Source organism: Vibrio fortis, assembly GCF_000695685.1.
GTDB lineage: Bacteria > Pseudomonadota > Gammaproteobacteria > Enterobacterales > Vibrionaceae > Vibrio > Vibrio fortis_A.
On the sequence record NZ_JFFR01000025.1, the window covers coordinates 418,360 to 431,285 of the forward strand.

15 protein-coding genes and 1 pseudogene are annotated in these 12,926 nt (G+C 40.1%); 15 read left to right on the top strand and 1 reads right to left on the bottom strand.

What is annotated here, in order from left to right; genetic code table 11:
* The first annotated feature begins 79 nt into the window (after positions 1-79).
* From VFDL14_RS07245 to VFDL14_RS07195, 12 genes and pseudogenes are all read left to right on the top strand, one after another.
* Complete coding sequence (locus VFDL14_RS07245; RefSeq protein WP_032552169.1) at positions 80-676, top strand: hypothetical protein; 597 nt, start codon at positions 80-82, stop codon at positions 674-676.
* Positions 677-790: 114 nt separating this feature from the next.
* Entirely contained in the window at positions 791-1,291 is a 501-nt protein-coding gene (locus VFDL14_RS07240; protein ID WP_032552170.1) for a GNAT family N-acetyltransferase, read from the top strand.
* Between the two features lie 54 nt (positions 1,292-1,345).
* Entirely contained in the window at positions 1,346-2,146 is an 801-nt protein-coding gene (locus tag VFDL14_RS07235; protein WP_032552171.1) for a PhzF family phenazine biosynthesis protein, read from the top strand.
* Positions 2,147-2,423: 277 nt separating this feature from the next.
* Entirely contained in the window at positions 2,424-3,302 is an 879-nt protein-coding gene (locus tag VFDL14_RS07230) for a 6-pyruvoyl trahydropterin synthase family protein (protein WP_032552172.1), read from the top strand.
* Between the two features lie 392 nt (positions 3,303-3,694).
* Positions 3,695-4,018: an antibiotic biosynthesis monooxygenase family protein gene (locus VFDL14_RS07225; RefSeq protein WP_032552173.1), complete on the top strand. Its 324-nt coding sequence runs from the start codon at positions 3,695-3,697 to the stop codon at positions 4,016-4,018.
* A 51-nt stretch (positions 4,019-4,069) separates the two neighbouring features.
* On the top strand, positions 4,070-4,435 hold the full coding sequence (locus VFDL14_RS07220; RefSeq protein ID WP_032552174.1) for a VOC family protein: 366 nt from the start codon (positions 4,070-4,072) through the stop codon (positions 4,433-4,435).
* A gap of 294 nt (positions 4,436-4,729) precedes the next feature.
* Positions 4,730-6,247, top strand: a complete 1,518-nt coding sequence (locus VFDL14_RS07215; protein ID WP_032552175.1) for a hypothetical protein — start codon at positions 4,730-4,732, stop codon at positions 6,245-6,247.
* Between the two features lie 133 nt (positions 6,248-6,380).
* Positions 6,381-6,515: pseudogene (locus VFDL14_RS0123305) on the top strand (glyoxalase); the annotation flags it as partial.
* 294 nt (positions 6,516-6,809) lie between these two features.
* Positions 6,810-8,327 (top strand): hypothetical protein, encoded by a 1,518-nt coding sequence (locus tag VFDL14_RS07210; protein WP_032552177.1) that lies wholly within the window; start codon positions 6,810-6,812, stop codon positions 8,325-8,327.
* Between the two features lie 160 nt (positions 8,328-8,487).
* Positions 8,488-9,105: a DUF4272 domain-containing protein gene (locus VFDL14_RS07205; RefSeq protein WP_032552178.1), complete on the top strand. Its 618-nt coding sequence runs from the start codon at positions 8,488-8,490 to the stop codon at positions 9,103-9,105.
* 130 nt (positions 9,106-9,235) lie between these two features.
* A complete protein-coding gene (locus tag VFDL14_RS07200; RefSeq protein WP_084181887.1) occupies positions 9,236-9,583 on the top strand; it encodes a lipoprotein in 348 nt (115 codons plus the stop codon).
* Positions 9,584-9,736: 153 nt separating this feature from the next.
* Positions 9,737-10,207: an RDD family protein gene (locus tag VFDL14_RS07195; RefSeq protein WP_032552180.1), complete on the top strand. Its 471-nt coding sequence runs from the start codon at positions 9,737-9,739 to the stop codon at positions 10,205-10,207.
* A 204-nt stretch (positions 10,208-10,411) separates the two neighbouring features.
* On the opposite strand, the gene VFDL14_RS07190 is transcribed toward VFDL14_RS07195, so the two are convergent.
* Positions 10,412-10,831 carry a BLUF domain-containing protein gene (locus tag VFDL14_RS07190; RefSeq protein ID WP_032552181.1) on the bottom strand — a complete coding sequence of 140 codons (420 nt, stop codon included), beginning with the start codon at positions 10,829-10,831 and terminating at the stop codon, positions 10,412-10,414.
* Between the two features lie 355 nt (positions 10,832-11,186).
* Between VFDL14_RS07190 and VFDL14_RS07185 the strand changes: the two genes are divergently transcribed.
* The 3 genes from VFDL14_RS07185 (at position 11,187) to VFDL14_RS07175 (ending at position 12,640) form a co-directional block, all read left to right on the top strand.
* A complete protein-coding gene (locus VFDL14_RS07185) occupies positions 11,187-11,591 on the top strand; it encodes a DUF2007 domain-containing protein (RefSeq protein WP_032552182.1) in 405 nt (134 codons plus the stop codon).
* A gap of 31 nt (positions 11,592-11,622) precedes the next feature.
* Entirely contained in the window at positions 11,623-12,111 is a 489-nt protein-coding gene (locus tag VFDL14_RS07180) for a DUF695 domain-containing protein (protein WP_032552183.1), read from the top strand.
* 76 nt (positions 12,112-12,187) lie between these two features.
* Positions 12,188-12,640, top strand: coding sequence for a DUF4476 domain-containing protein (locus VFDL14_RS07175; RefSeq protein WP_225312834.1), 453 nt, complete (start codon positions 12,188-12,190; stop codon positions 12,638-12,640).
* The last annotated feature ends 286 nt before the right edge of the window (positions 12,641-12,926 follow it).

Below are 12,926 nucleotides of genomic sequence, written 5' to 3' on the forward strand. Positions count from 1 at the left end.
CAAGATGAAGGTTGCCGCTTCGAATGAGGCGGCAATTTTACTTACTGCCCAACGTTTATGAAAGGAGTCTATCAAGTCCATGTTTGAACCCGTTGAGATAGAATTAGATGAGCTCAAAATCGCTGCTTATGTGCCGATCAATCAGTTCTCGGAAGGTGTTAATTACTTGTCGGAATTGGAGCTATCTGAGTCGATACTGACAAGCAAAAAGTTGGACGCGCTATTGGTGTCTTCGAATGTTCTAAACCAAACAAAGCAGCTGATTACCTCATGTCAGCATTCCGATACTTTGCTGTTGGTATTTGATAACCCGTCAAATGATATGAGTGCTGTATCTCGAGTTATCGAGAACTTAATGGCAAAGCTGCTATCACATGAAATGCCGAATAATCTCGATATTGTAGACCTACGAAACTTGTCAGAAAGCAGTGACTTTCTGTTTGCTTTTGATAACCACAGTGCAGCACGCGACTTTCTCGACGCCCAAAACTTAGGAAAAGTGGTTGGCGGTGTTCACCTCGCTCATAAAGTGACTGAACTATCGCAATACGAGATTGCGACCAATCAGCTTTTAGATAGATTTCCTGACACTGCATATTTGTGTGCCAGCATTTACAATGATGGTGTCGGTGAGTCTACAACGGTAATAGGTATTAAATCAGCACCGTCTAGATAGTGATCAGTTGAGTCTGTTCGCGAGAAAAAATATCGCATATTCAATTCATTAGATTGCTGTAGCCATGCAACTGATGTACAACAAGTCTCTTGATAATAATAAGAGAGTAATTGCATGAGCTTAGTAGTTAGACAAGTCGCCGTTGAAGATGCGCAAGGCATTACTGAAGTACTTAATCCGATTATTGAAGAAGGTTTGTATACCATTCTTGATACCACTTTTTCTGTAGAGGAAGAGAAGGGCTTTATCGCGAACTTCCCAAAGCAAGGCGTGTTTACTGTTGCGGTTGATGAAGAGCAAAACAAAGTCATCGCCTTTCAAAACATCGAACCTTTCGCTTCATACACCAAAGCATTTGACCATGTGGGGATTATCGGTACCTTTGTTGATGGCGAAAGCCGTGGTAAAGGCGTATCCAAGCAGTTGTTCCAATCAACTTTTGAAGTGGCAAAACAGAAAGGCTATGAAAAGCTGTTTGCCTATGTTCGTGCCGACAACGAGCGCGCACTAGCTGCTTATGTGCGCCAAGGCTTTGAAGTGGTAGGCACTGCCAAAAAGCACGCTAAAGTAGGTGGTGTTTATATTGATGAAGTCTTGATCGAGAAATTCTTGTAAGCCCCTCCGCCGCAAATAACCACAACTGAACCATTTCAAGGAAAAGAAAGTTATATGAATCTAGATATTTACCAAGTCGATGCGTTCACGTCGGCACCTTTCAAGGGCAACCCTGCTGGTGTTTGTATTACCGAGCAGCCATTGAGTGAAGACTTGATGTTTGCTATCGCACAAGAGATGGCGGTATCAGAAACGGCGTTTCTTACATTGCATGATATGAATCTGCGCTGGTTTACGCCTGAGATTGAAGTGAAGTTGTGCGGTCACGGCACTCTCGCGATGACTCATGTTTTAGTTGAACGTGGAGATTTGCGTGTAGGAGAGCAGGTCACCTTTGACACATTATCTGGTCCATTAACAGCAGCTGTTCTTGAAGACGGTATTGAGTTGGATTTCCCTCAAACTGAGCTTCATCTCGATCTAGAGCTCAATGAGCCGTTAATCACAGCGTTAGGGATTGATGCCCAAAATATTGTGGCCTATGGTGGATTTGATTCGAAGGTCTTTGTCCAGCTTAAAAGTGAGAGGGCGGTACACGAGCTAACCCCCAATTTTGATGCAATGAAGCGACTTCAAGGGCGAGGAGTTGTGATAACAGCGTTGTCAGTTGAAGAGAACTTAGATTTTATCTCGCGTTACTTTGCTCCTTGGGTTGGGGTAAACGAAGACCCAGTAACGGGTTCTGCGCACTGTGCCTTAGGACAGTTTTGGAGTGAGAAGTTGGGTAAAAACATGCTGAGGGCATATCAAGCATCCAAGCGGGGCGGCGATGTTCATGTAGAAGTGCTACCTAATCATCGTATTAAGCTCAAAGGGAGCGCGAAGACGGTGATCAAGGGCGTAATGAGCGTTTAACCATTATCGCGTTAATGCTATGAATCCTTACTAAAAATGGTGATAAGTCGCGAGATTATGCTTATTGCCAGACGCTAGACTAGGTTTTAATCGACGGTTTCTTGAAAATCGTATAGAGATTGGCCTTTTCTTATGAGAGGCGCATTAAAAAGGTGGACTTTACAAAGCGGTTGTACCATCCTGCGTCTCCAATTTCATTCAACCTAAGCAATGAGACGAAGTGTCTGCTGAAACGTTAATCAGCCTCCCGTATCTCATTAATAGTAAGGAGTTCAACTTGAACCTATTTGTAAGAGATCTTACCGTTATCGATTCTTCATACATCTGTGAACACAGAGGGGTCGTGGGAGATAGTTGGATTTTAGATGTCATCATGTCTGGCGAGCTCAACGAAATGAGCATGGTGCTAGATTTCAGCAGGGTAAAGAAACAGATCAAACACCTTGTTGATGAGTATGTTGACCATCGCTTACTGGTGCCAATGAAAAACTCAGCCATCATCCACAACGCAACCAAGCCAGGCTACTCTACGCTTGACGTAATGCGTGGTGATAAGAGTATCCATCTACAATGCCCAGATGAAGCATATTGCCTGATTGATGCTGAAGCGATCACCATCGAAAGTATTACAGCGCACGTTTATGACATTCTACGCGACAACCTACCGAGTAATGTTTCTGGTCTAGAAATTACCCTGCGCCACGAGAAGATTGACGGTGCGTTTTATCACTACACACACGGCCTCAAGAAGCATGATGGCAACTGTCAGCGTATTGCTCATGGCCACCGTTCACCAGTTGAAATCCTTGTCGATGGTAATAGAGATGCAGAGCGAGAAGAGGCATTCGCTAAGCGCTGGGAAGACATTTACTTAGGTTCGAAAGAAGATGTTACAACGCTAGACACGCTTAACTTGAGTGAACATGCGAAAGCAGTGACAGATGAAAGCCACTATGCCTTCCGTTACACTGCCCCACAAGGTGAGTTCGAATTAGCTATTGCCAAGAGTGAGACTGAAATCCTACCTACGGACACAACGGTTGAGTTATTGGCGGGCTATATTGCTGATCAAGTAAAACCAAGTCTCAACGAAGGTCAGTCTCTTCAGATTGTCGCTTACGAAGGTGTGGGCAAAGGTGCAATGGCGTCTCGCTAATCTAACCCCAAAAATCATTCATGCACTGGTAATGCAAACGCAAGTTACCAGTGCATTTTTGTTTTCAGCTCCTACTTAATTGGCTGTTTCAATTTAGCCACTTGCTGCGGCCAAGGGTCTTCAAAATTCGCCCCGTTTTTCCACTGCACCAATTCATAATCACTTAAAAAGCACGTCTCTAGTGCGGCTATAAAGCTGTCTATCTTCTCTTGAAGTATCTTTCTATGTTCGAGTGTTCGAGTGTTCGTGGGAACGTGAGGTATTTAGGTGGACCATCGCAATTTTAATAAGTTTATCTAGAAAATGCTCGAACAGTATTGAACGCAGGACGCGACTGTGTAGTGTATTTGACAAATAGAAGAGGTCATTCAATCTACTTTAAGGAAAATACGATGCCGAAAATAGCTGATACACCAAAACCTCCTTATTACGCAGTTATCTTCACCTCTACCCGAACCGACGGTGATAACGGGTATGGAGAGATGGCAAATAGGATGCTGGAGTTGGCAGAGTCACATGACGGATTCTTGGGTGTTGAATCTGCTCGTGAAGAAGTCGGAATCACTGTGTCCTATTGGCAAGATTTAGCTTCTATCAAAAAGTGGAAGCAAAACTCGGAACATATGGAAGCTCAGGGTTTAGGTCGAAAGTTATGGTATGAGTCGTTTAAGGTGCGTATTGCGTTAGTAGAACGTGACTATGAGTTTGACTTATAGTGTATTTCCTTGGCAGCTAAATCTAGACTCAATACAGGGAAATAATCTGATATGGAAAATCTTAACGCTGTAGAAATCAAATCATTCGTCCCAGCGAAGGACTTTGAACTGTCGAAACGCTTTTACCAGCGTCTGGGATTCGAGATGGCCTCGGAGTTTGACGGTATCGCTTACTTTAAACTTGGTTCATGTGCATTTCTGCTTCAAGACTTCTACGAGCCTGCCCATTGCAACAACTCAATGATGCACTTGCTGGTGGAAGATGCGAATAGTTGGTACCAGCGCGTATTGAAACTCAATATCGCCGAAGAGTTTGGTGTCAAAGTTACCGAGTTGGTTGATCAGCCATGGGGAATGCTAGATTTCTGTATCATCGATCCAAGCGGCGTGTTGTGGCGCATTGGTGAGAATAGGTAAGGTGATTAAAAAATAATAAGTACACCTCTTCAAAATTCCTCCAACTTTCTGAATCTATTCCTATCTTTCAATATCAATTTATTGCGCTTGATGGCTTGTAACAACGAACCCTTTAACATCGAGCGCAGCAAGCTGCTAAATCGTTTCTATGTAGGTTGTTCTAAACCTATGAAGCATAGATACATAATCGTACATTAAGTTACTGTAAATTAGAGTCAAAATTCGTATGGTTTCTTGTGGGAACGAGATGAAAAAATCTGAGCGATTGTGATCAGTGGTAATACAAGGAATGACATGAAAACTACACTACTTCATTTGGGTATTATTTTATTTAGTTTAATATCTAATGCTAGTTTTGCTGCTGATATCTTGCCAATCGAAAAGATATGTAGTTCTGAAATTGTTGAGCAGCTGGAAGAGCCTGTAACCAAAGATAAAAATCTATTCTTTTATTACATTAGTTTAATGGAAGGAAGCTGTTCCCCCCACGTAGACCAAAAGAAAATTGATTCAGATAAAATAATTAGGTATTTCGCTCGTCTTGGGGAGTCACAAGCGCAGTATCTCTTAGACAAAGATATGAACAAACTGCTAGCTAAGGCGAGAGATGGTGATCTATCCGCACAAATTAACGTTGTGATTAGAAACACCGAATATTTGAGTGTTGCTCAAGCTAATACAGCTGAAATAACAATCGCTATCCCTGATGAAGAGTTTCAAAAGTACTTGTCGACTATGTTTGAGTTGGCAGATAAAGGAGATGCTCGAGCTATCCTTCCCACTATTATATACATGATTGATGCTGCTAATTCTCCCTTGGACGTGCATAGAAGATACAGCGTTGCACATGACCTAGTTGCTCGCTTTGGTGAGTTCAATATGTTGTATGCAACTGTGCTTAATATGTGGGAAATCTATAACTATGATTTTGAGATTTGTGTTTCAAAAGACGAGAATAAACTACTCGAAAGACAAAATATGTCAGTGTTATGTAGTATGGCTTTTAACAAGGCACTATATGAAGAACTTTCGGCGATGACCGTTGAAGAAAGGTTAATACACTATAGAGACTACATTGCAAAAATTAAGCTCGCTGATGAAGATGTTGAATCCTACGATACCGCTATAGCATGGTTAGAAGAAATAAAAACTGTAGCTGTATACTCTTTGCTTGATGTACCTTACTCAAGGACATTAGTTCCATATATGCGGTATAAGCCAGGTGGTAAGTATAGACATGAAGCACTGCTCGCTCAATATTGGTTTACAAGTGATGATCATATAAAAGATGATGATGAGTATTACTTTCGATGGTTGCTTATCCTTTCTAGCCATATATATGAAATAAGTGAATCCACCTCGTTAAAAACAAAAATCCATTTCTCTGATACTATTCCATACATTAATAGTGCTTATATATATAACATTGCAATGCTTGGTGAGCCCGATAAAGCTGAGGAACTGTATCTAAAAGAGTTATTTGAGAATGGTGATATTGATTCTTTACGGAATCTAATTTCAATCTATGGACTAAGGAAAAAGGATCCTGTTAAGTTAAAAGCAACGATAGATATTTACTCTGAATATAGACCTGAACTTGCGAAGTACCTACTGAATGGATATAGTCATCATTTTAAAAATGATCTTCCAGAATTTGAATCAAAGGTTAGAGAACATAAAAACTGGGTTAAAGAAAATATTCCCCACGATGCTGAGACCACACATTTCTTCCTCACATGGAACGATACAGTGAAACCACATATAGTTAGCCAACTTGATAAATTGATCGCCGAGGAAGGCAGTAAGCCATAAGATTGGCTCACATAAAATTAGCTTGTTGTATCGTTTAGTTTCGAATTACATAGAGTAGCATTTTAGCTGTGCATTGATTCTAGTATTTGTGCCGCACTAGCATCAATAATATCCCTGCTAGTTTTGTTATTAGTACATGGTGAACCTGAATGTTGTCGAAGAGTTTGGTGTCAAAGTTACCGAGCTAGTTGGTCAGCCTTGGGGAATGCTAGATTTTTGTATCATCGATCCAAGCGGCGTGTTGTGGCGCATTGGTGAGAATAGGTAAGGTGATTAAAAAATAATAAGTACACCTCTTCAAAATTCCTCCAACTTTCTGAATCTATTCCTATCTTTCAATATCAATTTATTGCGCTTGATGGCTTGTAACAACGAACCCTTTAACATCGAGCGCAGCAAGCTGCTAAATCGTTTCTATGTAGGTTGTTCTAAACCTATGAAGCATAGATACATAATCGTACATTAAGTTACTGTAATTTAGAGTCAAAATTCGTATGGTTTCTTGTGGTAACGAGATGAAAAAATCTGAGCGATTGTGATCAATGGTAATACAAGGAATGACATGAAAACTACACTATTTCATTTAGGCATTATTTTATTTAGTTTAATATCTAATGCTAGTTTTGCTGCTGATATCTTGCCAATCGAAAAGATATGTAGTTCTGAAATTGTTGAGCACCTGGAAGAGCCTGTAACCAAAGATAAAAAACTATTTTATTATTACCTAAGCTTGCAAGAAGGTAGCTGTTACCCTCACGTAGACCGAAACAAAATTGAGTATGAAAAAGTAATTAACCATTTCGCTCGCCTTGGAGAGCCATACGCTCAGTATATCTTAGATAAAGATATCAATAAACTGTTAGCTAAAGCTAGAGAAGGTGATATATCAGCACAAATATACTTTGTCTTAAAAAATACAAAATACTTTAGCATAGCCAAGGGTAATACGGCAGAAGTAACAGTGACTATCCCTGATGAAGAGTTTCAAAAGTACTTGTCGACTATGTTCGATCTGGCAGATAAAGGAGATGCTAGAGCTATCCTTCCTACTATTATATACATGGTTGATGCCGAGAACTATCCATTAAATGTAAGTAAAAGATTTAATATTGCCCATGATTTAGTCGCTCGCTTTGGCGAATTTAATATGATGTATGCATTTATAGTCAATATGTGGAAAGTCAATAACTATGATTTAGAGATTTGTGTTTCAAACGACGAGACTAGGCTAATCGAAAGACAAAACATGTCAGTGTTATGTAGTATGGCTTTTGATAGGGCACTATATGAAGAGCTTTCGGCGATGACAGGCAAGGAAAGGCTCATCCGATATAGAGACTACTTGGCAAAAATTAAGCTTGTTGACGAGGATGTTGAACCCTACGATGTAGCAGAAGCATGGATGGAAGCATTAAGGACAGTAGCCGTATACTCTTTGTTAGATGTACCTTACTCGAAAACAATAGTGCCGTACATGCGCTATAAGCCAGATGGTAAGTATAGACATAAAACACTACTCACCCAATATTGGTTTAGTAGTTATAGAAAGATAAGTAATACTGAAGAATCTTATTTACGTGGATTACTTGTCCTTTCTAGCCATATGTATCAAATAAAGGCTTCTATGTCATCAGCAATTAAAGACTATTTCTCTGATACTATCCCATATGTTAATAATGCTTATGTGTATAATATTGCAATGCTTGGTGACTCCGATAAATCTGAAGAACTGTATCTAAAAGAGCTCTTTGAGAATGGCGATGTTGACTCTTTGCGGAATCTAATTTCAATTTATTCTCGAATTAAATTGGAGCCAGTAAAGTTAAAAGCAATGATAGATATCTATTCAGAATACAGACCAGAACTTAGTAAATACTTACTGTTTAGATTTAGTGAACATTTAAAAACTGATATCCCAGATTTTGAATCAAAGGTTAGAGAGCATAAATACTGGGTTAAAGAAAATATTCCCCAAGATGCTGAAACTACACAGTTCTATCTCACTTGGAACGATAGGGTTAAACCATATATAATTGGCCAACTCGATAGATTGATCGCCGAGGAAGGCGACAAGCCATAAGACTGGCTCACATTAAATTGACTGTCATACCATAACTATAGATTCATAATGCGCGGCATTTTTCGTTCCGTCTTTGCTTCGTGTTCATGGTTCAATGTTTAGAAACGCAGTCGTGTTGTGTGTACAGTACTGCGCCAACAAGGCTCTTTGGAAAATGAATATGGACGCTGTAAAACAGAAAAGTATCAAGTATCTCAAAACGATTGGAGTTGATACTCCTGAGCACTTACCTCAAATTGAACGTTTGGAAGATGTAAGCCCTAGAACGGCACAAGATATTGCATCAAGGTTAAGTGCTTTAGCTTATGTAATCGGATTAGCTTATGATGCCAAAGGGCAAGACTTGCTCGATTCATTAAATCAATATGAACTTTTACCATACGTTAGTGAATATGAACGCCAACTGCTTTCTCAAACAGTAATCGATGAGCAAGATAAAATAAATATTTCTTGGCTGGTTGAAAGTATTCAGGCTTTGGCTTGGTGTATTGGTATTGCAGGCTTAGATCACTTCAGGTGTTGCGATGATGATCTCGCAAGCAAAATACCCTTTAAAAGTGATCCGATTGATTTTATTCGAAATGCACGACTACGCCCAATTCATGAGATCCAAGCGCAGTCGGATTTGCTATATCGTTTGCATTGGTATGCTCGTGAGTGTGCACTTACAAAGCAAAAATGCAGGTTTGATGAAAGCGTGATATCACAACGACGAAAAGCAATTGATTGGGCCTATGGGGTAGAGGAACATTGGGATGATATCTCACTGGACACATAATTCATTTTACATGTTTAGGACGAGTTATCGTTAGTGGCATTTTGTCCGTCGAAGTGCAGCACTTTTCTTAGTTTTATCCATGAAGTGGTGATTCGGAACGTACTCAGACCTTAGACTATCGAGACGAATGATGAAAAAACTATTAGTTATCTTATTGTCGTTGTTTGCACTTGCAGGGTGTAGTGACCCGTTACCAGAGAATAAATTGTCATATGTCGGCGAGTGGCAAAGTGTGGATATGTATTTACTAATACTTGCAGATGGCACGATATCTTATAAGCGAATACATAAAGGTGGAACAACTACGATCAATGCGCCGATAAAAGAGTTTGTCGATGACGACTTTGTTGTTGGTTTTGCCTTTTTAGCGACGACTTTTGTCGTGTCTCAGCCTCCCTATTTATCAGATGGACAATGGGTTATGGAAGTGGATGGTGTGACATTAATAAAGACTGATGAAACAGGGTTAGGCAAATAGGTAATCACCTGTTGTGGGTGATAGATTCACCACACTTGGCATTTTCACAGTGTTCTGATTTTTGGTTCTCGTGCGGCAATATTGACACTGTTTGGTTTCTCCCCTGCACGATATGTACTGACTATTGAAAATAGAAAACATAAGGAAAACGTGATGGAAGATGGACATAGCCCTACTAGCTTATTGGCATCTAGGTGGTCTCGCCTAGGCGCAGCTATTATAGATTCACTGATCTTGAGTGTAGTGATGCTCCCTCTCGCTTATTTTACCGGTGGATTGGACGGTCTAGCTCAAACCCCACCTGTCGAGGCACCGTTGGAATACCAAGCTATTATGGCTATTCTTGGGTTTGGACTATATTGCGCGATTAACTGGAAATCATTGAGCCAGACTGGACAAACAATAGGGAAGAAGATTCTAAAAATTAAGGTCGTGTACATAGATGACACTCAAGCAAGCGTTCAAGATTTGGTTTTCAAACGATATGCCTTGATGGTGTTCGTTGGGTACATTCCTTGGGTGGGTGGTGTTATCAGCATCATCAACATTCTTATGATATTTGGAAAGCAAAAGCGCCCGCTGCACGACCGTATCGCGAATACGAAAGTGGTCGTCAGCCAATAGTCGGCGGATGTATGGCTGATATGGAGTGGTCCTAGCTGCTAGAACGTCTACAACTTTTAAACGTTGTACCTGTCAATATATCACTGTGGGGGTTACGTAAGTCTCCCAGTAGATTATAAGTAAAGGCAGTGCGTGAAATTCAGCATTTGACTTGCTTTAAGTATTCATCAAGCATCTCGTCTAGCTTAACAGGTTAAAGCACAACTATTCAGATGGTAGATGCTGTTTTAACTCTAAGAGCATGAGATAGGCACTTTTCCCGCTTAGCTCATAAGGTTTGAATTCTGTCGAACCCGAAAATTGAAGGTTGAGTAATGAGGTTAGATGGGTTTGTGGGACGTCCCCCATAGACCAATCACCAAACTGTCTTGAATGGATTTCTTTGTAGTAGATGATGGTTACTTTTGAATGGCGCGGGTCATTTACGATGTGATTGTATGTGTGGTTCAACTCTTCGCGAGAGCCTTCCAAGCATTGTAGAAAGTAGTCGCTGTTATGACTTAACAACCCTGTGATTTTTCGCTCCTCGTTATATTCACGAGACTTTGTAAAAATATCTTGTAGGTCTTGGGCATCACAGTTTTGGGATATCGTACTTACGTAAATTAGTCTAGCAAGAGGCATAAAAATCTCTCAATTTTTGCTTAGAGTAATAGTAAATATAATCTATATCACTGGAATTGCTAATTGGCTGATTAGTGGTAAGTAATGTTAGGGAGGACTTGGATGAATCAGGGTAATATTTGTTGTTATGATACGAATATCTTTGAGAGTGGGCTAACAACGCCATTGGTGCTTATATCGATAATTTTTTCTGTAAATCTGTTGATTTATTATGCATTTTTATGCAATTTACCAATTTGCATATTTCAACTTGAAATCGAAAGCGAACGGCTAGTGGAGTACCGGCGTTAATCATACGAATGAATCAGAATGTTTATACGACATCCACCAAAACGTTAGCCCCTGGGAGAAATTCATGGTTGTGGTAGCAAGGTTTTCTTTTCCTCATGAAGCTCATATAGCCAAAGCAAATCTAGAAAGTGCCGGAATCGAATGTTTCATTGCAGATGAGCACACCGTGAACACGCAATGGCTATACTCAAATGCCATTGGAGGTGTTCGTTTAATGGTTGCAGGAGAAGATTTAGAGGAAGCGACCGAAATTCTGATGAGTGACTTTTCGGAAAGCCTTGAAAGTCATTCTCAAGATATAGGAGAAAAGCAAGATATTTGCCCTCAGTGCGGAAGTAGTGATTTATCTGCGTATACAAAGGGAAAGCGGCCAGCGTTTCTGGTTTTCATATTGTTAGGCTTTCCTCTGTTCTTCTATAAACAGGGTTACAAGTGTAACCAGTGTGGTGAATTCAGCGAAAAACTTTGATTCGTGGTAGCTATTTTCAGAGGATGGTTTGGTGTTAAGAAAGTTACTGAGAAAGAAAAAGCAAATTGAAGAAAACGAAGTTCGAGTAGTTATTCCTGAAGAAAAATTCTTAGTTGGAGATTGGAAGTGCGAAGGCCTGCCTTGTGTTGCTGTATTAAACTCAAATCTGAAGGATTTTGAGCCCAAAGAAATATTTAGTTGGCATTTGTCTGTAATTATTGACTTCGACGACTTAATCGAAAATGGCCTGCCGTCGCAAGAGGAGAGAGATATAGTCGATCCGTTCTGCGATAAACTAGACGAGGAAATTAAAGCCGGAGGCAATGCTCTGTTTCTTGCTAGGGAAACTTGGAACGCAACTAGGCGCTTGGTATGGCGCGTCTATGACCCAGAAATAGCACACCAACATTTACAGTACATAGTCGAACATCACCGTAATCCACGTCCTTTTGATTGGCATATGGAGCAAGATATGAACTGGGAGCAGGCTAAGTGGTATTTGGATCAAGTTAAAACATAAAAAGCAATTGTCTCATCTTAATTGATAGTTACATAAATCGAACAAAAGGAGGAGTTTGAGGTTGTATAAGATCATCATGTCAGGATTACTATGCTTAGTTTGTTCTTTAAGTGTTCAGGCTATGGAGCCCGAAGACCTGTTGAGAAATGTAGGCTTTTTTGATTTTGACTCAACAAAAAATAGATTTGTTTCCGAGAATGTAAGCGATCTAAATCGAGAGCTGACATTTAAAGAGTTAATAACACTCGTAGAGTCTTTCGATTTTGATTCCTCCAAAGTGGAAGTTGTTCAAACACTGCGAGGTCACCACGAAGAATATTCTGATTCAGAATTGTTAGAGTTGATGGAGATTTTAGATTTTGATTCGACCAAGGAAGAAATGCTAGCGGTGCTTGATGCGGAACCAGTAGAGCTCTCGGACACTACTAGCTCCAAAAAAGCCACAAATTCAGTTACAACGACAAAGAGTACAACTATTACTATTCGATGTGTAGGAATCGATTGTAAAACGGAATACGTAAGTAAATAGCCTGAACTCTATTCTAAATCAAAGCCATTATTGTATGGCTACTTTTTGGAATGACTTTTGTATAAGTAAGCAAAGTACTTAAGCGGTGAGCGTTTAGCAGTTGGCTTCCCCCTAAAAACTGCGGCTTATTTGTTGCTTGAGGGTAAACGTTTTATTCCATTGCCAAGAGCGTTCGCCACACTTAATCAGGTGTGTTTTTGGTGAAATTCATTAGATCAGAATGAGCGATGTGCGTCTACTCATTGTTTATATAGAAATTATGAGGGGATTCGTAAGAACAGGGCGA